The sequence below is a fragment of the Bordetella sp. genome, assembly GCF_051960075.1.
Classification (GTDB): Bacteria; Pseudomonadota; Gammaproteobacteria; order Burkholderiales; family Burkholderiaceae_B; genus Bordetella.
In genome coordinates, this window is the sequence record NZ_JBQCER010000095.1 from 1 (window position 1) to 20,063 (window position 20,063).

Genomic DNA, 20,063 nt, shown 5'->3' on the forward strand with positions numbered 1-20,063 from the left:
GCAGGAGATCGTGGCGTCGGTCAAACGGGTGACGGACATCATGGGCGAGATTTCGGCGGCCTCGGAGGAGCAGTCCAGCGGCATCGATCAGGTGAACCTGGCGGTGACGCAGATGGACGAGACCACGCAGCAGAATGCCGCTCTGGTGGAGCAGGCTGCCGCGGCTGCGGGCTCGCTGGAAGAGCAGGCTCGGCAGTTGGCGCAGGCCGTCTCTGTCTTCAAGCTGCGCGCAGGCGCCGATGTGATCGACGTGACGGCGCAACCGGTGGCCGAGCGAGTGCAGCCGCGTCGTGTCGCATCGAAACCGGATGCCAGATCGGAACCGACAGCCAAGGAAACCGGTCAGGTCAAAAAGCCGGCCCGGCAACTGGCCGCGCCTGCGGCACCGCCGGCCAAATCGCCCTCAACCAAACCCAAGGCCGCCGCGTCGGACGACAAGGACGATTGGGAATCGTTCTGAACCGCCGCTACCGGTTTGAACGATGCGCCAGCAAGGCCTCGGCAGCCTGTAGACCGCTACGCACCGCACCTTCGAGCACGCCGGGATAGCCGGTGTCGGTCCAGTCGCCCGCCAGGGCCAGTCTGGGCCAGGGCGTGGCATTGCGCGGCCTGGGTTGTCTCGGCCGAGCGGTGAAGGTGGCGCGCTTTTCGACGTACAGTTGGGATTGTTCGACAGCGGGCATGGCAGGCAGGCCGCCGACCGCGGCCTGGCCGCGTATCTGCTCGACCAAGGCAGCAACGGCGGCCGCCTTGGGCAGGTCGGCTAGCGTGCGCGCCGCGCTGGCGACCACGGCCAGTTCGGCGCCGCGCCCGGTCAGTCTGGAACGGTCGAAAATCCATTGTCCCCAGTGATTGCGCGCGGGGTTTTCGCGCAGCATCATCATGGGTTCGGGCAAAGGCCAGGGTTGAGCCAGCTTCAGGTTCAGCGTTGCAATGGGCTGGTGATCGAAGCTGTGCAAATCCCGCAACAGTTCCAGCATGCCCTGCGTGGGCGGCGCGCTCTCGAGCAGGCGGGCGGCTATCTGCGGGGGCACGGCCAGCACCGCCGTATCGAATCGCTCGTCGTTGATGGCCACCGAGTCCGCATCGATCAGCATCCGACGCACGGTGCTGTGATAGCGCATGGTCAGATGCAGCGTCGCGGCGTCCGGCCATAGCGAGGACAAATCCACGCAGGGCAGCAGCATGTCGCTGTCGTGCGAGGTTTCTGCCAGAGCGTCCCGTAGCACCTGGGCAAAGAGTTCGGCGCTGGCTTCGTCGGGCGGCGTGTTCAGCGCGGCTAGGCAGATCGGCGTCCAGAGCTGGTCGATGACGGCGGGAGGCTGGTGCCGATGGCGCAGCAGCTCGGCCACCGTCCACACGGGCATCGGCTTCCAGTGGCAGGCCTGCAGGCTGCGCACGAAGCGAATTGCCGCGAGCTTGTCGCGCCAACGCAGACCGCGCGCGGTCAGGAGCGCGGCGGCGCCGTGCCAGGGCGGCGGCAGGGCGGGGGCCGATAATCGGAAGAGGCCGTCCAGGCTGGCCAGCCGCAGGGGGCGGCGCAGCAGCAGCGTGTCGGGATTGCGGCCCAGGCGCCGCATCAGCGCCAGCGTCTGCGAGTAAGCGCCCAGCAGGATGTGCTGGCCGTTGTCCAGCATGGTGTCGAAGCCCGGTTGGGCCACGCGGCGCGCGCGGCCGCCGGGCGTGCGGCCCGCCTCGAACACCGTGACGTGCGCCCCGGCTTCGCGCAGCGCCGTGGCGGCGGCCAGGCCGGCCCAGCCGGCGCCGACGACGGCGGCTTTCATATGGCTCATGCGTGTTCGCGCGCCAGGCGGCGCAGCAGGCCGCGTCCGCCGCCCACCCAGGTCTTCCAGGCCAGCCAAAGCTTGCGGATGGGCGTGAGCGAAATGCGCTGATGCAGTACCTGCCAGTTGTCGCGCTCGATCTCGGCCAGCAGGTCGTAGTAGATCGCCGCCATCATCAGGCCCGGGCGCTGGGCGCGGCGATCCGCCTCCGGCAGCGCCAGGGCGGCCTCGCGGTAAAGCGCGCGCGCGCGTTGCGCTTGAAAGCGCATCAGCGCCGCGAAGCGATCGGAGTACACGCAGTTGAGTATGTCCGCCGCCTTGACATCGAATTGCTGCAGGTCTTCGACGGGCAGGTAGATGCGGCCGCGGCGCGCATCGTCGCCCACATCGCGGATGATGTTGGTGAGCTGAAAGGCCAACCCCAGCTTGCCGGCATAGTCCAGCGTGCGCGCGTCGGTATGGCCGAATACGCCCGCCGACAGCTCGCCCACCACGCCGGCTGCGAGCCAGCAGTATTTGCGCAGGCCGGCCCAGTCCAGGTAGCGGGTCTGGTCCAGGTCCATTTCCATGCCGTCGATCACGGCGAGCAGGCGTTCGCGCGTGATGCCGCAGGTTTGCAGATGCGGCTGCAGGGCGCGTGTGACGGGGTGTTCGGGCGCGCCCTCGGTCATTTTGTCGATCTGCGTGCGCCACCAGGCCAGCTTGATGCGGGCCACCGATTCCTCGCCGGCATCGTCCACCACGTCGTCCACTTCGCGGCAGAAGGCATACAGCGCGTGGATGGCGCGCCTGCGCTCGGGCGGCAGGAAGAGAAAGGCGTAATAGAAACTCGAACCGCTCTTGGCGGCCTTGTCCTGGCAGTATTCGTCAGGGGTCATGTCAGCTCCGCCGGGCCGCCCCAAGGAGCTGACACGCCCCCGTGGGGGGCAGCGAACGTAGTGAGCGTGGGGGCCTGGTCAGCTCCGCCGGGCCGCCCCAAGGAGCTGACACGCCCCCGTGGGGGGCGGCGAACGTAGTGAGCGTGGGGGTAGTCATGTCAATGATTTGAGAATGGCGCGGCAGAACATCGCGGCCCAGTCGCGCGCGCGCAGTTCGGGCCGGTGCAGGAAGACGTCGTAGTCGGCTTGCTCGAGGCGCCGCAGGATGCGCATACCGCCTTCGACGACCAGGCGCAGCTCCAGCGCGATGCGGCCCGGCAGGCGACCCGCGAGCGTCGCGCCAGAGTGTAGCAGCGAGGCGGCGCGTTGCGATTCGAACGCCATCAGGGCGCGCCACTGCGGCGTGATCCGGCCCGCGGCCAGGTCTTCTTCGGCAACGCCATATTGCCGCAGGTCCGCAAGCGGCAAGTAGACGCGGCCGCGGTGCCAGTCCGATTGCACGTCCTGCCAGAAATTGACCAACTGCAGGCCGGTGCAGATCGCGTCGGCGTCGCGCAGATTGTCCGGCGTGCTCGCGCCATACAGGGCCAACATCAGCCGGCCCACGGGATTGGCCGAACGCGCGCAGTAATCGAGCAGGGACGCGTAGTCGTCGTAGCGCGTGACGGTTACGTCCTGCTCGAAGGCCGATAGCAGATCGAAGAACGGCATCAGCGGTAGCTGATGCCGGGCGATGGCTTCGGCCAGCGGCGCAAAAACCGGCGCCAGCTCCGCTTCGGGCGCCTGCCCGGTGCCTATGCATTGCAGCGCGCCGCGATAACGCGCAAGACCTGCAAGGCGCACGGCATCGGAGAGCACACCCTCGTCGGCGATGTCGTCGGCGCTGCGCGCGTAACGGTATATGGCGCGCACGGCGGGGCGCAGCCTGCGGGGCAGCAGCAGCGACGCGACGGGAAAATTTTCATAGTGATCTACAGCCATGCGGAAATCATATACGCGCGCTCCGGAGGACGGCGAGCGTAGTGAGCGTGAGGGGTATCTCGGGTAGACTAGGGGGCTCAGGAATTTATCCATGCCCCGTCCTATTTCTGCCTCGATTTCCATCCCGGCTCTGCGCCACAATCTGTCCGTCGTTCGCCGCCATCTCGATCAGGCCGCGCAGGCGGCAGGCGGCGAAGGCGCGTCCATTTGGGCCGTGATCAAGGCCAACGCCTATGGGCACGGCATAGAGCGGGCCGTGGCGGGCTTCTCCGCTGCGCAAGGGCTGGCCATGCTCGATCTGGATGAGGCCGTGCGCTGCCGCGAGGCCGGCTGGGGCGGCCCCATTTTGTTGCTCGAAGGCTTTTTCAAGCCTGCCGATCTTGAAATCGTCGATCGGTATCATCTTACGACCACCGTGCACGACGACGCCCAGTTCGACATGATCGAGGCCGCGCACCTGACCCGTCGCCTGGACATCCAGCTCAAGCTCAACAGCGGCATGAACCGGTTGGGCTACGCGCCCTCGGCCTATGCGGCAGCGCATGCGCGCGCCGAGAAACTTCAGCAGCGCGGCGTACTTGGGGCTATCACCAAGATGACGCACTTCGCCACGGCCGACGGTCCGCAGGGCATTGCCGAGGCGATGGCCATCTTCACGCAGGCGACCGAAAACCTGGCGGGCGGCGTCAGCGTTTGCAATTCGGCGGCTACGCTGCGCTTTCCCGAGATTTCGGTGGGCCGCGACGGCACGCCGCAATGGGTGCGCCCCGGCGTTTGCCTATACGGCGCTACGCCGTTTTCGGACGCGACCGCGGCGTCCTACGGACTGCGTCCGGCCATGACCTTGAACTCCGAGATCATCGGTATGCAGACCGTGTCCGCGGGCGGCACGGTGGGTTATGGCGCCACCTTCCGCGCCGATCGGCGCATGCGCGTGGGGGTGGTGGCCTGCGGCTATGCCGACGGCTACCCGCGGCATGCGCCTACCGGCACACCGATCAACGTGGCCGGCGTGCCGACGCGCGTCGTCGGCCGCGTGTCCATGGACATGATCACCGTCGATCTCGACCCGGTGCCCGATGCCGGCATCGGCGCGCCCGTCGTGGTGTGGGGCGAAGGCGGTCCGTCGGTCGACGACGTGGCCCAGGCCGCCGGCACCCTAGGCTACGAGCTCATGTGCGCGCTCGCCCCGCGGGTGCGGGTGCATACACTGAACTGAACTCATCCATCTCGAGGTTCGATCCATGAAAGACCAATGCGTGTTGATCACGGGCGCCACCAAGGGCATAGGCTGGGCGCTGACGCAGCGTCTGGCCGACCAGGGCTGCCACGTGGTGGGCATTGCCCGCAATACCGAAGACGTCGACTTCCCCGGCTATCTCTATGCCTGCGATCTGTCCGACGCGGGCCGAACCGAAGAAGTGCTGCGCGAGATCCGCGAAAAATATCCCGTCGACGCGATCGTCAACAATGTGGGCGTCGTCGCGCCGCAGCCGCTCGGTTCCATCGACCTGGCCACGCTCTACCGTGTGCTCGATCTGAACGTACGCGCCGCCGTGCAGGTGACGCAGATCTTCATCGAATCGATGAAGGCCCGGCGCACGGGGCGCATCGTCAACATCGTCAGCCGCGCCATTCACGGCGGGCAGGACCGCACCGCCTATTCTGCGGCCAAGAGCGCGCTGGTCGGCTGCACCAAGACCTGGGCGCTGGAACTGGCGGAGTACGGCATCACCGTCAACGCCGTCGCGCCTGGCCCCATCGAGACCGAGCTGTTTCGCCAGAATCACCCGGCGGGCAGCGACGCTGAAAAAGCCTCGCTGGCATCCATCCCCATGCGGCGCTTCGGCACGCCGGCCGACGTGGCCGCGGCAGCGGCCTTCCTGTTGTCGGACGAGGCGGGCTACATCACGGGCCAGGTGCTGGGCGTGGACGGCGGCGGATCGCTGGGTGGGCGCCGATGAGCCCCTCGGCTCTCACGCCGTGTTCGCCGACTCCCCGCAGGGGTAAGCGCGTTGCTCGCCTCGGGGCGGCCGGACGGCTCGCTCGAGTACCGCCGCAGCATGGCTAAATCCCGTACTGTTTTCGTCTGCAGCGAGTGCGGCGGCACCAGCCTCAAGTGGCAAGGCAAGTGCCCGCATTGCAATGCCTGGAACACCCTCGACGAAACCGTCGAGGCGACGGCGTCGTCGGGTGGTTCGCATCGCTACGCGCCGCTGGCGGCATCGGCGCCGGTGCGCAGTCTGGCCGACATCGAGGCGCGCGAAACGCCGCGCCAGCCCACCGGGCTGGACGAGTTCGATCGCGTGCTGGGCGGCGGTCTCGTGCCCGGCGCGGTGGTGCTCATCGGCGGCGATCCGGGTATCGGCAAATCGACGCTGCTGCTGCAGGCTTTGGCCTCCTTGTCGGAAGCGGTGCCGGTGCTCTATGTCACGGGCGAAGAATCGGCTGAGCAGGTAGCCCTGCGCGCCCGCCGCCTGGGCTTGACGACGACCGACCAGGTAGACCTGCTGGCCGAGATCCGGCTCGAAGCCATCCAGGCCGCTGTGGCCGAACGCAAGCCGGCCGTGGCGGTGATCGATTCCATTCAGACGCTCTATAGCGGCGAGCTCACCGCTGCCCCGGGTTCGGTGTCGCAGGTGCGCGAATGCGCGGCCCAGCTCACCCGCCTGGCCAAACAGACCGGCATCACCATCGTCATGATCGGCCACGTCACCAAGGACGGCGCGCTGGCCGGTCCGCGCGTGCTCGAGCACATCGTCGATACCGTGCTGTATTTCGAGGGCGACACGCACTCGTCGTTCCGCTTGGTGCGCGCCTTCAAGAACCGTTTCGGCGCGGTCAACGAGCTGGGCGTGTTCGCCATGACCGACCGCGGCCTGCGCGGCGTGGCCAATCCGTCGGCGCTGTTCCTGTCGCAGCATCCGCAGCAGGTGTCGGGCTCTTGCGTCATGGCGACGCAGGAGGGCACCCGCCCGTTGCTGGTCGAGGTGCAAGCCCTGGTCGATGCCTCGCACGCACCCAATCCGCGCCGCCTCACTGTGGGCCTGGAGGGCAACCGCCTGGCCATGCTGCTGGCGGTGCTGCATCGGCATGCCGGCGTCAGCACCTACGACCAGGACGTCTTTGTCAACGCCGTGGGCGGAGTGCGCATCACCGAACCTGCGGCCGACCTGCCGGTGCTGTTGGCCATCATGTCCTCGCTGCGCGACAAACCTTTGCCGCGTGGTCTGATCGCTTTCGGCGAAGTGGGTCTGGCCGGCGAGATTCGCCCGGCGCCGCGCGGCCAGGAGCGCCTGCGCGAAGCGGCCAAACTAGGGTTTTCCACGGCATTGATTCCCAAGGCCAACGCACCCAAGCAAGCTATCGAAGGGCTTGAAATCTGGGCGGTGGATCGCCTGGATGCCGCCCTGGAGAAGCTGAGATAAGTCTAGCCTTCGCGCTGCGCCCGCTCTTGAATCGTTCGGCGACAAAAAAAATTTCACGAGTTCGTGAACCTTTATCGAAGTGCCCACTCCAAAGCCCTGTATGCATGAGATATCCGGCATTCGCCGGGTTTCAGGCAGCCGGGCCGGCGGGCCCGTCACTATCCTAGGAGTTCTCGCCATGACCAAATCGCGTATCGCCCTGATCCTGTCCGCTTCGGCTCTGTGCATGGGCCTGGCTGCAGCCCCGGCTGCTTCGTTTGCCGCCACCCAGACGTCGGCTCACGCCACCAAGGTTGCTGCCAAGAAGGCCGTCAAGAAGGCCCACAAGAAGGCCCCCAAGAAGGCTGCTGCCAAGAAGTAAGCAACGAAGCGCAGGTTATCTGCGATCGTATTGAGGCGAGCCGGCGGTTCGTCCTGGGTAGCACGGCATCCGTGTCCAGGCGAACCGCCGGATTGCCATGCGGCGCTCGACCAGTCGCTCTTCGATCTCGGACGTTCGTCAATCGCTTGCCAGCCGTCGCAGCGTGCGCCGGTACCAGGCGTGCAGCAGCAGGGCAGACAGGATCATGCCTGTCATGGACATCAGCCACAGGCTGCCCGCTCCCGTGTTGGCGCCCGGCATGAGCAAGGCGATGATCTCATCGAGGCCGCCCCGGCCCGGACCAAAGCCGAACCACCATCCTCCCAGCAGCCCCACCACGGCCAGCGCCACCGTCTGGATCACCAGAGGCGCCACCGCCACCTTGTAGGCGCGCAGCAGATAGGCGTTGGTGCACTGGAAGGCATCGCACAGGTGGAATATGGGCATCAGCATAACCAGGCTGGTTGCCGCCGCGGCAACCCGGGCGTCGCTGGTGTAAGTCGCGACGATGAGAGGCCGGCCCGCCAGCACCGCGAGGGACGTCAGCAAGGCGCCCATCATCGCCAGGGCCAGGCTGGCCATGCCCGTGCGCCGCGCCAGATGCAGGCTGGACGCGCCGACTGCCTGTGCCGTCACGGCCGAACCCGCCACGCCGATCGACATAGGCATCATGTAGCACAGCGATGCCAGGTTGGACATGATCTGGTGTCCGTCCAGCACATATGTGCCTTCGCGCGCCACCAGCAAGGCCATGAAGGTGAAGGACGACACTTCGATCAGATAGGAGCCGCCCATGGGCAGGCCCAGGCGCAGCAGCTCCTTGAGCGGCTGCCACCGCGGCCGGCCCAGTCGCAGATGAAAGGCCGCGAAGCTGCGGTCGCGCAGTACATACCAGAGACCGGCGAGCATGCCGATCCATGAAACCAGCGCGGTCGCCAGGCCTGCGCCGGCGGCGCCCATTTCCGGCAGGCCCAGGTGGCCGTAGATGAACAGCCAGTTGAAGAACGCCTTGAGCACCACCGTGGACAAGTTGATCAGCATGGCCACGCGCGGACGCGACACCGCACTGCCTAGCGCATAGACGGTGCGGAATATCAGCGTGGCGGGCAGGGCCAGCGTCAGCGTGTCCAGGTAGGCGACCATGCGCTCGCGCACGCCGGGATCGACGTGTCCCGACATGGCCAGCCAGACGTCGGGAAACTGCATGAGCGCGCCGCCTGCCACCGACAGGACCAGCGACAGCCAGACGCCCTGGCCCCATAGCCTACCCACTTCGTCGTGGCGCCGCGCGCCGAAGTGCTGGGCCAGAATGGGGATGAGCGCATGCAGTACGCCCATCAGCCCGACGAAGACGGTGATGTAGATCGAGACCGACAGCGACATGGCGGCCAGGTCGTCCGGGCTGGAGTGGCCGGTCATGGCGGTGTCGAGCACGCCGAAGGCGACGCTGGCCCACTGGCCCACCAGCACCGGCCAGGCCTGCCGCATGATGTTCAGCATGGTCGCGCCCAGGCTTGGCGTGGGCGCTTGGGGTGCCGCGGTCATTGATAGCCGGCCGGTACGCGCAGCAGGCGGAAGATTTCGTTGGGGTCGGCGCGGCGGCCGCCGCGCCAGAGCTCTTGCACGTTTTTGTCGCCGCTATAGGCGGCCGTGCCGTTGCCCAGCGCCTTGCGGGTGGTCTGCTGCAAAACCAGCGTGCAGGTCAGGTCGTAGGAAAAGTTGAGACCCTGGAACACCAGGAAAGACGCGCGCTGGCCGGGGCCCAGGCCATCGCTGCGCAGGCATTCGCCGGGCCGCATGTCGGCTTTGATCGCCGCGGCCAGTTCGGCCGATGCAGTGCGATAGCTGCGCGCGTAGTCCACCACCGGCTGCCACAGCAGCACCAGCAGGCCCCAGGTCGCGGCCAGGCCGCTGGCCGAGAGGATCGTACCGCGCCACAGCGCAGTAGGCCGAACGCGCAGGCGCCAGACGATGAGCCAGCCCCAGATCGCCGTGATGACGGCCGCGAGCAGCAGTGCGATCCAGGAAATGGGCGGCACGTAGCCGGCCGTGTGGCGGGCGATGTTGCGGGAAATGCCCGCGGGCACGCCGAAGAGCACCGCCACCCAGGCCAGCCAGGCGGTGACTGCCGTGAGCGAGAAGCACATCACGGCGAACCAATCGAGGGTGTTGATCACGCCGCGGCGCAAAGTGGGTAGCGACATCGCGGCCAGGGAGGCGCAGGGCACGGCTAGCATGATGTAGAGGCCGTCGTCCGGATCGGCCGCGACGAAGATCTGCAGCAAAGCGCAGACGAGCAGCGCTAACGCCGGCCAAATATGCGAGGCGAACAGCCAGGTGCGCCATTGCCAGACGGCAACCAGAACCAGCGGCCAGGTAGGCCACAGGAACCAGGTCAAATCTCGCAGCGCGCGGCCGCCGGCGTTGAATTCTGGCCAGGCGTAAAAGCCGAGATTCCAGGCTTTCCAGCTTTGAGTCCAGTAGCCGTTGCCGTGGGTGGAGGGGATCCACCAGGCCAGGATGAGCGCCACGGCGACCAGCGCGGCCAGGGGCAGCCAGCGCAGGCGCTGACGCAACGAGCCGGGCGGCATGAACGCCACGAGCGTGCCCGCCATGACCGGCAGACCGCCCGGCCAGCCGCGTGAGAGAAAGCTGCCCGCTATTGCCACGCCCAGCGTCAGCGCGCCCGTGAGGGGTTTGTCGGGGATGCGGGCCAGCGCATAGAACACCAGTGCCTGCCAGGCCATGACGGCCGGCAGCGCCGAGGTTTCGTGCATGTGCTGCAAGATGCCGACGGTGGCCAGCAGCAGTAGCAGGGCCGCATCGGCGAGCATGCGGCCGTAGGCGCGCGGCGGCGGCTCGCCGCCGAAGGGCAGCGCCAGGGGCTGGGCCTCGGCGCGGCGGCCCACCAGATACGTGCCGTACCAGACGCTGAAGGCGCTCATCGCAAACCACAGCAGATTGGGCAGGCGACTGGCCGTGACGTCGCCCAGAAGCGGGCCGAACAGTTTGATCGCGATGGCGCCGACCCAGGTGATCATCGGGCCGTCCTGCGCATAGGCCAGATGGCCGATTTGCGGCTGCAGCCATGCGCCTTCGTGCAATGCCGTCAGCATGGTGGCCAGGCCCACCACGTCGTCGGTCTTCCAGGGGTCCCGCATGAAGAGTCCCGCCACCACGTAGGCGAGCGCCAGCCCGAAGAGGGCCAGTCGCGGAAGTTTCGTGGTGCCCAGTTCAGTCAGCCGGGCGGGGGTGGAGCGCGTCATGGAAGGCACGGGATGAAGGGCGGGTTCATCTGGGAAAAAAAAGCAGCCCTGATGGGCTGCTGTTCTGCCGCCTGGCCGCCCCTGGGCGAGAGCAACCCTTTGACGGGTTGGCCGAGCGGAGGGTGCGGCGTGGAGGTCTCTTCCTTTGCAGCATGTGGCAACGCTGCGCGGCCGATTCGGGCAATCAGGCCTTGGCGGCGCCGGTGGTGCGGGCGAAGCGGGCGCGGAACTTCTCGACGCGGCCGGTTTCGACGATGCGCGTTTGCGCGCCGGTATAGAAGGGGTGCGACTTGGAGGTCACGTCGCACTTGAAAAGCGGGTAGGTCTTGCCGTCGAGTTCGACGGTTTCGCGGGTGCTGACGGTCGAACGGGTCACGAACTTGTCGCCCGTTTGCACGTCCATGAACACCACTTCGCGGTATTCGGGGTGAATGCCTTCTTTCATTTTGAACCTTCCGGGTTTGCCAGCGCCCTGATTAGGCGCCTGGGTTAGGGTCGCCAACCGGGAGGGCGCAAATAAGCCTGTTTCCCGATCACGTATCCGAAAAAACTGAACTCGCAATTCTAACTCGCGGCGCAATACATGCGCAAGCCCAGGTTTTTATTGGATTTCTTGGGAAAACCTAGGGCGCGATCAGGCCCAGTTGCGCCAGAGACACCACATTGCCGGCCGCGACGATCAGGTGGTCGACCAGCCTCACGTCCACCAGGGCCAGCGCCCGGCGCAACTGCTGGGTCAGGTCGAGATCGGCCTGGCTGGGCTGCGCCAGGCCCGAAGGGTGATTGTGCGCCAGGATGAGGGCGGCCGCGTGATGGCGCAGCGCCTCCCGAACCACTTCTCGAGGGTAGACGCAAGCCTGCGCCAGGGTTCCTCGGGCCAGCTCGCCGGTGGCGATCAGGTTGAGCCGGTTGTCCAGATACAGGGCGATGCAGTGCTCCACCGTGCGGTGACCCAGGGCGGTGCGGCAATATTGCTTGACCCGATCGGGGTGGGACAGGGCGCCCAGGCGCTGCAGGTCTTCTTCTCCGGCGCGGCGCGCCAATTCCAGCACGGCGGCCAGCGTGCAGGCCTTGGCGTCCCCCAGTCCCGGCACGGTACGCAGCTCGGTCGGCGTGGCGCCGAACAACCCGCGCAGGCCGCCGAAGCGCTGCATCAGCTGGCTGCCCAGTTCTAGGGCGTTCAGGCCTCGCGTGCCAGTGCGCAGCGCTACTGCCAGCAGTTCTGGATCGCTTAGCGCGGCCGCTCCATGGCGTAGCAGCCGTTCGCGGGGAAGCTCGCGGTCGGGCAGGCTTTCGGCAAGGTTCATGGCTGCGCCTGCGCACAGGGCGAAACGGGGAGGTCGGACAGAGCTTGCTTCATTACGCTTTAAAATCAAGGTTTGCGAACAATTCATCAGGGTGGCAGAACTTGAACGCCGCTAGCGCCGAAGTGAACAATTTGATCCGTCCGGATTCCTACCTGACCTTGCATTACCGCATCGTTCTGGCCTCGGGCCCGGCCGAGGGTGAAGTCTTCATCGACACCTTCGACAGCCGTCCGGCCACGTTGCAGATGGGCAGCGGTCAGTGGTCCCCCGATATGGAAGCCGCGCTCGTCGGCCATGCCGAAGGCGAGCGCTTCAGCGTCACGCTGCCGCCCACGGCAGCCTATGGCGAGCGCAATCCCGAACTTATCCAGCGCGTCTCGCGTGCCATGCTGAGCGAACACGCGGGCGAGGACGCCGCGTTCGATCCTGGCGACATGGTCGAGTTCACGGCCCCCAACGGCGGCCGCTATTCGGGCGTGCTCAAAGAGATCAACGACGACTGGGCGCTGTTCGACTTCAATCATCCGCTGGCCGGCAACGCCCTGACGCTGGACGTCGCCATACTGGGAGTGCTGTGATGAGCGAGGCATCCAGAGTCACGCAGCCCGACGCCGAAGTGGTGTTGGCCCAGCCGCGCGGTTTTTGCGCCGGCGTGGATCGCGCCATCGAGATCGTCGAACGCGCGCTTGAACTTCATGGCGCACCCATTTACGTGCGTCACGAGATCGTGCACAACCGCTACGTGGTGTCCGACCTGCGCGCCAAGGGGGCGGTGTTCATCGACGAACTGGACGAAGCGCCTGCCGGCGCCATCGTCGTGTTCTCGGCGCACGGCGTTTCCAAAGCCGTGCGAGCCGAGGCGGAAAGCCGCGGCCTGCGCGTCTTCGACGCCACCTGTCCGCTGGTCACCAAGGTTCACATCGAGGTCGCCCGCATGCGCGCGGCTGGACGCGAGATCATCATGATCGGCCATAGAGGGCACCCCGAGGTCGAAGGCACGCTGGGCCAGTCCGAGGGCGGCATGCACCTGGTCGAGACCGTCGAGGACGTGGCGCAGCTGCGGATCCGCGATCCGGACAATCTGGCCTTCGTCACACAGACCACCTTGTCGATCGACGACGCCGCTACGGTATCGGCCGCGCTCAAAGCACGCTTTCCGCAAATCGTCGAGCCCAAGAAAAGCGATATCTGCTATGCCACGCAAAACCGCCAGGATGCCGTCAAGATCATGGCGCCGGGCTGCGACGTGGTGCTCGTGGTGGGCAGTGTCAACAGCTCCAACTCCAATCGTCTGCGCGAAGTCGCCGAACGCAAGGGCGCGGCGGCCTATCTGGTCGACGGCGCCGATTCGATCGATCCGGCCTGGCTGGCGGGCAGCCGGCGCGTGGGCGTCACGGCGGGCGCGTCCGCGCCCGAGCTGCTGGTGCAGCAGGTCGTGGCGCGCGTCAAGGCGCTGGGCGCCGTGTCGGTGCGCACCATGGAGGGCCTGGAAGAGAACGTGTCCTTCCCCTTGCCCAAGGGGTTGTCGCGCAAATCGGCGCAGGTCGAAAACCTGGACTGAGCGGCCGCGGCCCGTTCCGTGAGGGCTGGCCATTGCCGTGCTCGCGGCGACAGAGCGCGGCGCCGGCGTGTATGAGGGCGCTCGCGCATGGCATTCTGTCGCTAAAATGGCGAATAGATTTTCCTTGCCGAGGCCATCCCGGCGCCGTCCTGTTTTCCGGGCAGGATTACGGAAATCCCTCTTGCAGCATGATCGCCAACAACAATTCGCCACGATCGATGTTTTCAAGACGCTTCCGGTGGATGCCGGCAACATGCGCAGGCCTGGCTTTGCGGGGCGCTTTGTCGGTCCTGCTGGCCTTGTCGTGCGCGACCGCCGTCGCCCAATCCTCGGCGACCGGGAGCCACGGCTCGCGGCGTGTGCAAGACATTGCGCGCATCGTCGGCGGAATCATCAATTTCACGCAATGGCCGGGCCCGCCGCGCAAAGTGCGGCTTTGCATCGCGACGCCAGCCGTGTACGCCGACCTGCTCGTGCGCGACATCGAGGTTTCGACGCCTCTGGCCAGCGTGCAATATCTCGCTGCTCAGGATACCCGCCTGGATTCGGATTGCGACGCCGTCTATATCGAGCAGACCGGCGAGGCGGGACGCGCCGATCTGTTCCGACGTCTTGCGGGCCGCCCTGTGCTGAGCATCACCGGCTCCGGCGACGGATGCGTAATGGGCAGCCTGTTCTGCATATCGAACACGGGCGCCCAGGCCACATTTTCGGTCAACCTGGATGCGATTGCGCGTAGCGGCCTGCACATCAATCCCAAGGTGCTGCTCCTCGTGCACAAGCAGCCGGACCAATGACGTCGCCCGCTACTTCCGGCAGCAGCGCGCAGCCCAAGCCGCTATCGCAGGCGCTGCTGCGTGCGCATGTGGCCTCGATATTGGTTGCCGTGTGCTGCGTCGGAACGGCGTTGATGGTCGCGGGGCTGCTGCAGCTGCGCAGCACGGTCACGCGCAATCTCGAGCTCGTCGCGCGTTCGATGGCATTCTCGGCCGAGGCGGCCGTCGTGTTTCACGACGGCTCGGCCACTCGTACGGAAGTCAACCGGATCGCTTCGACGGAGGACGTCCAGAGCGTAGTCGTCACCGACGCGCAAGGGCAGGTCCTGGCCAGATGGCATAGAGAGCGTGGCGCCTCCTCGGGGGCGCTGCGCTGGCTCACGAGCAGCGGACTGCTGAACCAGACAGTCAGCGTGCCTGTGCTGAGCAACGGCAGGCGCGTCGGAGAGATACGTGCCAAGGGCAGTCCCGACAGCATGTGGGGCTTTCTGGTCACCGGCTGTGTCTGGATCCTCGTGTGCATAGGCGCCAGCCTGGTGATGACGGCTTATGTGGCGCGGCGCACGTTCCGCCTGATCATGCACCCGTTGCGACTGCTGACCGACGTGACCCGGCGCGTGCGCACCGCGCGCTCGTTCGGCGAACGTGTGCCGCAGGCCGACATCGTCGAACTGAACGAACTGGCCAGCGACTTCAACAGCCTGCTCGGCGAACTGGAACTCTGGGAGGCCGGCGTGCAGGGCGAGAACCGGGTTCTGGCGCATCAGGCGGCCCACGACAGCCTCACGGGGCTGCCCAATCGCATGGCGTTCGAAAGCCGGCTCAAGCAGGCCATGCAGCGCGCGCAGACAGACGGTCATCGCTTTGCGGTGCTGTTCGTCGACAGCAACGATTTCAAGTCGATCAATGACCGTTTCGGTCATGCCGCGGGCGATGCCGTGCTGGTGCAGGTCGCCCGCAGAATAAGCGGGCACCTGCGCGCCAGCGATATGGTCGCCCGGCTCGGCGGCGACGAGTTCGCGGTACTGCTCGATCCCGTCACGGACCGGGACGGCGCTCAGCGCGTGGCCGAGTCGATGCGCACGACCATGACCCAGCCCATGGCGCTGGAGCAGGGAGTAACCCTGACCACGTCGATCAGCGTGGGCACGGCGCTTTATCCTAACGACGCCAGCGACATGGGGGCGTTGCTGCGATGTGCCGATACCGCAATGTACGCGGACAAGGCGAGCCATCGGGTCGTTTCCGGCCAGCAGGCGTATGCTGCCCCTGTCTTCCTCAATGCCGATCCGGAAAAAAATGCCTGATATTCCCGACAAAGCCGATCGAATCCGCCGCATGGTGCTTGCCGGCATGATGGCTGCCGCCGCCGCAGGCGTTGCCGGGTGCGCGTCCCGCAAGCCGGGGCTCACGCCGGCGCAGATCGCAGTGCTGAAAGAGCAGGGTTTCATCGAGATGCCGCAGGGCTGGACGCTGGACCAGTCGACCACGGTGCTCTTTTCCATCAACGACGCCACGCTGTCGGATGCCGGGGCGCACAAGATCGCCCGCATCGGCAAATCGCTGCAGGCTGTGCAAATCATGCACCTGAAGGTGGTGGGTTACACCGACTCGGTCGGCAGCGACGAATACAACGAAGCCTTGTCCAAGCGCAGGGCCGATGCGGTCGTGGCTGCCCTGGCCGAGGGCGGCTTTCCGCGCGCCGGCCTCGAATCCGTCGGCATGGGCAAGCGCCATCCCATCGCCGACAACCGCACCGAAGCGGGCCGGGCGCAAAACCGCCACGTCTCCATCATCGTCGTTGTCGATTGATTTCTTGCGCGCTTGCGCACCTTAGGCGGTTGCGCGTCGCGCATTTCTGCGCCACGCCCACCCCTGGGTCATGCCGGCGGCCGCGAGCAGAATCAATACGGCTCCCGTTGCCTGCAGCGGATGCAGGCGATGGCCGAATGCCGTATCGTCCACCACGATCGCTACGATCGGATAGATGAAGGACAATGCCCCGGTCAACGATGTCGGCAGCCGCTGTATCGCCCCATAAAGCAGGATATACGTCACGCCGGTGTGAACCGCCCCGATCGTGGCCAACAGGCTCCATGTGGCAACACCCCCGGGCCATCCTGCATGCAGCGCCAGAGGCGACAGCGCGACGATGCCGACGCAGACCTGGATCAACGCGATCAGATGCGGCGGCACGTCCTTGAGTTTCTTGGCCAGCAAGGCGGCCAGCGCATAGAAGAGCGCCGCGCCCAGCGACAGCAGTATTCCCAGCAGATAGCTGCCTTGCGCGGCCACCGCGTCCGGCCGCGACTGCACGATCAGCAGCATGCCGCCGAACGACAGCAGCAGCCATCCCAGTTTGGCCAGCGTCAGGCGCTCGCCCAGAAACAGGGCCCCCAGGCCCACCAGCATGAACGGCTGCGTGTTGTAGACCGTCGTGGCGATGGAAATGGTGGCGTGCGAATACGCCGCGAACAGCAGTAGCCAGTTGGCCACGATAGCGATGCCGCCCAGCGCGGCCAGCATGGCCTGGCGCCGGCTGATGCGGCCGGGCTGCAGATAGCCTTTGGCGAGGCACACCGGCAGCAGCACCAGCGCGCCGAACACGCAGCGCCAGAAGACGACCTGGGGCACCGGGCTGCCCGACACCACGACGAACCAGCCGATGGTGCCCGACACCATCATCGCCGCGACCATCTCGATCATCCCGTGCGTCTTCTCGTTCATCCCGCTCTTCCTTTACTCATCGAATGGCTCCAATGTAGAAGATTAGATGCGCAATCCGAATGCGAAATTTAAGGAGTAAGGCTATATTTAATTATCTTTATTAGGCATTCATCGAGATTTTCCTATGAGCCTGGACGACACCGACCGCCGCATCCTGATCCTGCTCCAGCAAGACGGCCGCATGGCGATCAAGCCGCTGGCCGAGCAAATCGGGCTTTCGTCTCCGGCCACTTCCGAACGGCTGCGCCGCCTGGAGGAGCGGGGCGTCATCCGCAGCTTCGGCATGGACGTCGAGCCCCGTGCACTGGGCTACCCTATGCAGGCGCTGGTGCGCATCCGGCCCATGCCCGGTAAGCTGCAGGCTGTGCAGAAACTGATCGAAAACACTCCGGAGTTCGGCGAGTGCGACAAAGTGACGGGTGAAGACTGCTTCATCGGCCGTCTTTATCTGCGCTCGATCGAGCATCTGGATCACATTTTGGATCGCATCACCGATATCGCCGAGACCAGCACGGCGATCGTGAAATCCCAGCCTGTCAAGCGGCGGCTGCCGCCGTTCTGAGCCCCGTTCAGCTCGACGATTTGCTGTGGTAATGCCGATGCGCCTTGGCGCGGTTGCCACAGGCCGACATCGAGCACCAGCGCCGGTTGCCGCTCTTGCTGTCATCGACGAACAGCCACAGGCATTGATCATTGGCGCAGCGCTTGAGCTTACCCAGGCGCGCTCCGCCCAGGAGATCCGTGGCTGACCAGAGCACCGGACTCAACAGCCCCGTCAAGCTGCAGTACCGGCCTTCGACGGCCCATTCATAGCGCCCGTCCACGCGCGACAGCTCCTTGCGCGGCGCGGCGCTGCCCAGGTATTCGCGCAGCGCCGAAAGGTCCTCGGCGTCCGGCTCTGCGCCTTGCGCATGAGCCAAATAGAGCCGGTAGAGCAGTTCGCGCAGAGCGATCGCACCCGCGAGCGTTGCCGCTTCATCCTGCAGGCACAGCGCGCGGAACGCATCGATCATCGCCGCAGGAATCTTCGCGGTATCGCGGCACCAGGCCAACACATCGTCCATCTTCGCCAGCGTTTCGGTCGGCGCGTCGGTTCCCCGCCAGTACTTCGTGTTGGCGAAGTCGATGCTCAGGCTCTCGGACTGTGCCGGAATCAGGAAGCGCCGGGCGCTCGAAACCGTGTTCTTCATGGTCGAATCTTATCTAACCGTCAAGGTGGTTGACAAGGACAGACCCTGCTCATAGCATAACCATCATGGTGGTTATACAAAGCCGCCAAAAACCCTCAAGGGAAATGAATCAGGAGAACTCAGATGATCGACCACCTCTCGTTCGGCATTTCCGAGATCGCTCGCAGCACCCGCTTCTATGACCACACGCTGGGTGCGCTCGGCTATCGGCGCCTCAGCGCAGACGATTCGTCGCTTTCCTACGGTTCCGACGAACCCAAGCTGTGGCTGCTCAAGACTTCCCGCCCCGTCGTCGCGGATCCGCAATCCGGCCTGCACCTGTCCTTTGTCGCCTCGACCCCGGCCCAGGTCGACGCGTTCTACCGGGCCGCCATGGAGTGTGGCGGCAGTGACAACGGCGTACCGGGCGTACGCGAGGCGTATGGCTCGGGCTATTACGCCGCGTTTGTGGTCGATCCCGACGGCTACCGTCTCGAAGCGCATTGCGACCTGGCCGAGGCGGCAAAGTGAACGCGGCCATGCAGTCCGCGTCCGCCAATAAGGCAGGCGGCAGCTCGCCTCTGCGCGAGGTCGCGATCGGCACGGCATGGGGGCTGCTGGTCGTGTTGATCTGGGCCGTATGGGTCGTGTCCACTCGCGTCGGCGTCAAAACCTCGCTGCGTCCCATCGACATCATGCTCGTGCGTTACCTCTGCGCGTCGGCCGTGCTCGTTCCGCTTTGCCTGCGGCGCGGCATGCCGCCGATAGCGGCCAACTGGCGCGCGACGGCATTGCTGGTCGCCGGCGCGGGCGCGCCGTTTCTCTTCGTCAGCGCCACGGGCATGAAATACGCACCGGCCTCGCACATCGCTTCAGTGATGATCGGTTCGATGCCGTTCTTCGTCGCCGTGCTTGCCGTGCTCGTGATGCGCGAGCGGCTGCGCCGGCCGCAGGTCATCGGCTTCGCGCTGCTCCTGGCCGGCTTGGCGATCTTCGGTTTCTTCGATTCGTCCGACGGCATTCAGGGCGAATGGCGGGGCCACGCGCTGTTCCTGCTCGCGGCGCTGATGTGGGCGGTCTACACGATCGTCCTGCGCAGGCAAGGCCTGGGCGCGCTGCACGCGGCGGGCGTCGTCAACGGGTGGTCGCTGGTGCTGGTGCTGATCGTCTACGCGGGCGTGGGGCATCCCGACTTTGCCACCGTGCAGTGGCGCGACGTCGGCTATCAAGCCATCGCGCAGACCCTGTCGGCGGTCGTGGGCCTTTATGCCTATGGCGAATCGGTGCGCCGTCTGGGCGCCTCGCGCGCTTCGGTGCTGGGCGCGCTGACGCCGGCGGCGGCGACGATGCTGGCCTTCATCTTCCTGGGTGAACGTCCTTCGGCGCTGACGATCGCCGCCATCGTCTTGGTCACCGTCGGCGTCATGTGCGCAAGCCGCAAGGGTGCTGCGCAACCGAAGCTGCAACCCATGCCGGGCGGGAACGCGCTGTCGGCATGAGCCTGCGACGGCCCGAGTCGGGTTGCTTCCCTGGCGATTCGGGCTGTTGGCATGCCCGAGACCTTGTGGATCAACCGGGTCGAGGAATTCGATCCCTTGATCATCCTGCTCGACACCCGGTGGAAGAAGGCCCTAAAAATAGGCTTTTTGTTGTACTGTTCGGTCACTAATTTTAAGAATACCAAAGTGCGCGAACATGGCTCATTCGACCCTCGTCTCTGCCATAGGCCTGAAAGGGGCAAGGCGCCGCATCTAGTTTGCACGGACCACATAACGCCTATCCCTGTGCATTTGTTTGCGACGCAAGTCGGGCCGGTCGTAAGCAA

The 20,063-nt window shown here is 65.9% G+C and carries 21 protein-coding genes and 1 pseudogene; 13 read left to right on the top strand and 9 right to left on the bottom strand.

All coding sequences use genetic code 11. The annotated features are described in order from the left end of the window. A pseudogene (locus ACTHJ1_RS16535) lies at window positions 1-460 on the top strand (hypothetical protein); the annotation flags it as partial. A 7-nt stretch (window positions 461-467) separates the two neighbouring features. Here the strand turns inward: ACTHJ1_RS16535 and hpnE are convergent. From hpnE to hpnC, 3 genes are all read right to left on the bottom strand, one after another. Beyond that, window positions 468-1,784 (bottom strand): hydroxysqualene dehydroxylase HpnE, encoded by a 1,317-nt coding sequence (hpnE, locus tag ACTHJ1_RS16540; RefSeq protein WP_440194660.1) that lies wholly within the window; start codon window positions 1,782-1,784, stop codon window positions 468-470. 5 nt (window positions 1,785-1,789) lie between these two features. Continuing rightward, window positions 1,790-2,662, bottom strand: a complete 873-nt coding sequence (hpnD, locus tag ACTHJ1_RS16545; protein ID WP_440194575.1) for a presqualene diphosphate synthase HpnD — start codon at window positions 2,660-2,662, stop codon at window positions 1,790-1,792. A gap of 153 nt (window positions 2,663-2,815) precedes the next feature. Further along, window positions 2,816-3,643: a squalene synthase HpnC gene (gene hpnC, locus ACTHJ1_RS16550; protein WP_440194578.1), complete on the bottom strand. Its 828-nt coding sequence runs from the start codon at window positions 3,641-3,643 to the stop codon at window positions 2,816-2,818. 91 nt (window positions 3,644-3,734) lie between these two features. Here hpnC and alr point away from each other — a divergent pair, with 91 nt between their 5' ends. The 4 genes from alr to ACTHJ1_RS16570 all read left to right on the top strand — a co-directional run bounded on the left by alr (window position 3,735) and on the right by ACTHJ1_RS16570 (window position 7,432). Beyond that, window positions 3,735-4,862, top strand: coding sequence for an alanine racemase (gene alr / locus ACTHJ1_RS16555; RefSeq protein ID WP_440194580.1), 1,128 nt, complete (start codon window positions 3,735-3,737; stop codon window positions 4,860-4,862). A gap of 25 nt (window positions 4,863-4,887) precedes the next feature. After that, window positions 4,888-5,607, top strand: a complete 720-nt coding sequence (locus ACTHJ1_RS16560) for an SDR family oxidoreductase (protein WP_440194583.1) — start codon at window positions 4,888-4,890, stop codon at window positions 5,605-5,607. Window positions 5,608-5,706: 99 nt separating this feature from the next. After that, entirely contained in the window at window positions 5,707-7,071 is a 1,365-nt protein-coding gene (radA, locus tag ACTHJ1_RS16565) for a DNA repair protein RadA (protein WP_440194586.1), read from the top strand. 178 nt (window positions 7,072-7,249) lie between these two features. Continuing rightward, window positions 7,250-7,432: a hypothetical protein gene (locus tag ACTHJ1_RS16570; RefSeq protein ID WP_440194589.1), complete on the top strand. Its 183-nt coding sequence runs from the start codon at window positions 7,250-7,252 to the stop codon at window positions 7,430-7,432. Window positions 7,433-7,570: 138 nt separating this feature from the next. Here the strand turns inward: ACTHJ1_RS16570 and ACTHJ1_RS16575 are convergent, their stop codons facing one another. The 4 genes from ACTHJ1_RS16575 to radC all read right to left on the bottom strand — a co-directional run bounded on the left by ACTHJ1_RS16575 (window position 7,571) and on the right by radC (window position 12,005). Then, window positions 7,571-8,977, bottom strand: a complete 1,407-nt coding sequence (locus ACTHJ1_RS16575) for an MATE family efflux transporter (RefSeq protein WP_440194592.1) — start codon at window positions 8,975-8,977, stop codon at window positions 7,571-7,573. Next, window positions 8,974-10,707, bottom strand: a complete 1,734-nt coding sequence (locus tag ACTHJ1_RS16580) for an ArnT family glycosyltransferase (protein WP_440194595.1) — start codon at window positions 10,705-10,707, stop codon at window positions 8,974-8,976. The genes ACTHJ1_RS16575 and ACTHJ1_RS16580 overlap by 4 nt, the downstream gene beginning before the upstream one ends. Window positions 10,708-10,882: 175 nt before the next feature. Next, the gene (locus ACTHJ1_RS16585; protein WP_440194597.1) at window positions 10,883-11,143 is read right to left on the bottom strand and encodes a type B 50S ribosomal protein L31; all 261 of its coding nucleotides are present in this window, start codon (window positions 11,141-11,143) and stop codon (window positions 10,883-10,885) included. A 178-nt stretch (window positions 11,144-11,321) separates the two neighbouring features. Then, complete coding sequence (gene radC, locus ACTHJ1_RS16590; RefSeq protein WP_440194601.1) at window positions 11,322-12,005, bottom strand: RadC family protein; 684 nt, start codon at window positions 12,003-12,005, stop codon at window positions 11,322-11,324. Window positions 12,006-12,106: 101 nt separating this feature from the next. Between radC and ACTHJ1_RS16595 the strand changes: the two genes are divergently transcribed. The 5 genes from ACTHJ1_RS16595 to ACTHJ1_RS16615 all read left to right on the top strand — a co-directional run bounded on the left by ACTHJ1_RS16595 (window position 12,107) and on the right by ACTHJ1_RS16615 (window position 16,154). Further along, the gene (locus ACTHJ1_RS16595; protein WP_440194604.1) at window positions 12,107-12,583 is read left to right on the top strand and encodes an FKBP-type peptidyl-prolyl cis-trans isomerase; all 477 of its coding nucleotides are present in this window, start codon (window positions 12,107-12,109) and stop codon (window positions 12,581-12,583) included. Further along, window positions 12,583-13,566: a 4-hydroxy-3-methylbut-2-enyl diphosphate reductase gene (ispH, locus tag ACTHJ1_RS16600; protein ID WP_440194607.1), complete on the top strand. Its 984-nt coding sequence runs from the start codon at window positions 12,583-12,585 to the stop codon at window positions 13,564-13,566. The genes ACTHJ1_RS16595 and ispH overlap by 1 nt, the downstream gene beginning before the upstream one ends. Window positions 13,567-13,808: 242 nt before the next feature. Beyond that, window positions 13,809-14,363 (top strand): YfiR family protein, encoded by a 555-nt coding sequence (locus tag ACTHJ1_RS16605; RefSeq protein WP_440194609.1) that lies wholly within the window; start codon window positions 13,809-13,811, stop codon window positions 14,361-14,363. After that, window positions 14,360-15,649 (top strand): diguanylate cyclase domain-containing protein, encoded by a 1,290-nt coding sequence (locus ACTHJ1_RS16610; RefSeq protein WP_440194612.1) that lies wholly within the window; start codon window positions 14,360-14,362, stop codon window positions 15,647-15,649. Before ACTHJ1_RS16605 ends, ACTHJ1_RS16610 begins: the two co-directional genes overlap by 4 nt. Next, window positions 15,642-16,154: an OmpA family protein gene (locus tag ACTHJ1_RS16615; RefSeq protein ID WP_440194615.1), complete on the top strand. Its 513-nt coding sequence runs from the start codon at window positions 15,642-15,644 to the stop codon at window positions 16,152-16,154. The genes ACTHJ1_RS16610 and ACTHJ1_RS16615 overlap by 8 nt, the downstream gene beginning before the upstream one ends. Window positions 16,155-16,175: 21 nt before the next feature. Here ACTHJ1_RS16615 and ACTHJ1_RS16620 read toward each other — a convergent pair whose 3' ends face one another. Next, window positions 16,176-17,069 (bottom strand): DMT family transporter, encoded by an 894-nt coding sequence (locus ACTHJ1_RS16620; RefSeq protein WP_440194618.1) that lies wholly within the window; start codon window positions 17,067-17,069, stop codon window positions 16,176-16,178. 124 nt (window positions 17,070-17,193) lie between these two features. On the opposite strand from ACTHJ1_RS16620, the gene ACTHJ1_RS16625 reads away from it, so the two are divergent. Beyond that, window positions 17,194-17,631 (top strand): Lrp/AsnC family transcriptional regulator, encoded by a 438-nt coding sequence (locus tag ACTHJ1_RS16625; protein ID WP_440194620.1) that lies wholly within the window; start codon window positions 17,194-17,196, stop codon window positions 17,629-17,631. A gap of 7 nt (window positions 17,632-17,638) precedes the next feature. Here ACTHJ1_RS16625 and ACTHJ1_RS16630 read toward each other — a convergent pair whose 3' ends face one another. After that, window positions 17,639-18,259 carry a CGNR zinc finger domain-containing protein gene (locus ACTHJ1_RS16630; RefSeq protein ID WP_440194623.1) on the bottom strand — a complete coding sequence of 207 codons (621 nt, stop codon included), beginning with the start codon at window positions 18,257-18,259 and terminating at the stop codon, window positions 17,639-17,641. 123 nt (window positions 18,260-18,382) lie between these two features. Between ACTHJ1_RS16630 and ACTHJ1_RS16635 the strand changes: the two genes are divergently transcribed. Both ACTHJ1_RS16635 and ACTHJ1_RS16640 read left to right on the top strand, forming a co-directional pair. Further along, window positions 18,383-18,769 carry a VOC family protein gene (locus ACTHJ1_RS16635; RefSeq protein ID WP_440194626.1) on the top strand — a complete coding sequence of 129 codons (387 nt, stop codon included), beginning with the start codon at window positions 18,383-18,385 and terminating at the stop codon, window positions 18,767-18,769. A gap of 8 nt (window positions 18,770-18,777) precedes the next feature. Continuing rightward, on the top strand, window positions 18,778-19,737 hold the full coding sequence (locus ACTHJ1_RS16640) for a DMT family transporter (protein ID WP_440194629.1): 960 nt from the start codon (window positions 18,778-18,780) through the stop codon (window positions 19,735-19,737). The last annotated feature ends 326 nt before the right edge of the window (window positions 19,738-20,063 follow it).

Coding starts and splice junctions, on each gene's coding strand:
- hpnE (WP_440194660.1), bottom strand. CDS start 1,784: ATGAAAGCCGCCGTCGTCGGCGCCGGCTGGGCCGGCCTGGCCGCCGCC.
- hpnD (WP_440194575.1), bottom strand. CDS start 2,662: ATGACCCCTGACGAATACTGCCAGGACAAGGCCGCCAAGAGCGGTTCG.
- hpnC (WP_440194578.1), bottom strand. CDS start 3,643: ATGGCTGTAGATCACTATGAAAATTTTCCCGTCGCGTCGCTGCTGCTG.
- alr (WP_440194580.1), top strand. CDS start 3,735: ATGCCCCGTCCTATTTCTGCCTCGATTTCCATCCCGGCTCTGCGCCAC.
- ACTHJ1_RS16560 (WP_440194583.1), top strand. CDS start 4,888: ATGAAAGACCAATGCGTGTTGATCACGGGCGCCACCAAGGGCATAGGC.
- radA (WP_440194586.1), top strand. CDS start 5,707: ATGGCTAAATCCCGTACTGTTTTCGTCTGCAGCGAGTGCGGCGGCACC.
- ACTHJ1_RS16570 (WP_440194589.1), top strand. CDS start 7,250: ATGACCAAATCGCGTATCGCCCTGATCCTGTCCGCTTCGGCTCTGTGC.
- ACTHJ1_RS16575 (WP_440194592.1), bottom strand. CDS start 8,977: ATGACCGCGGCACCCCAAGCGCCCACGCCAAGCCTGGGCGCGACCATG.
- ACTHJ1_RS16585 (WP_440194597.1), bottom strand. CDS start 11,143: ATGAAAGAAGGCATTCACCCCGAATACCGCGAAGTGGTGTTCATGGAC.
- radC (WP_440194601.1), bottom strand. CDS start 12,005: ATGAACCTTGCCGAAAGCCTGCCCGACCGCGAGCTTCCCCGCGAACGG.
- ispH (WP_440194607.1), top strand. CDS start 12,583: ATGAGCGAGGCATCCAGAGTCACGCAGCCCGACGCCGAAGTGGTGTTG.
- ACTHJ1_RS16605 (WP_440194609.1), top strand. CDS start 13,809: ATGCCGGCAACATGCGCAGGCCTGGCTTTGCGGGGCGCTTTGTCGGTC.
- ACTHJ1_RS16610 (WP_440194612.1), top strand. CDS start 14,360: ATGACGTCGCCCGCTACTTCCGGCAGCAGCGCGCAGCCCAAGCCGCTA.
- ACTHJ1_RS16615 (WP_440194615.1), top strand. CDS start 15,642: ATGCCTGATATTCCCGACAAAGCCGATCGAATCCGCCGCATGGTGCTT.
- ACTHJ1_RS16620 (WP_440194618.1), bottom strand. CDS start 17,069: ATGAACGAGAAGACGCACGGGATGATCGAGATGGTCGCGGCGATGATG.
- ACTHJ1_RS16625 (WP_440194620.1), top strand. CDS start 17,194: ATGAGCCTGGACGACACCGACCGCCGCATCCTGATCCTGCTCCAGCAA.
- ACTHJ1_RS16630 (WP_440194623.1), bottom strand. CDS start 18,259: ATGAAGAACACGGTTTCGAGCGCCCGGCGCTTCCTGATTCCGGCACAG.
- ACTHJ1_RS16635 (WP_440194626.1), top strand. CDS start 18,383: ATGATCGACCACCTCTCGTTCGGCATTTCCGAGATCGCTCGCAGCACC.
- ACTHJ1_RS16640 (WP_440194629.1), top strand. CDS start 18,778: ATGCAGTCCGCGTCCGCCAATAAGGCAGGCGGCAGCTCGCCTCTGCGC.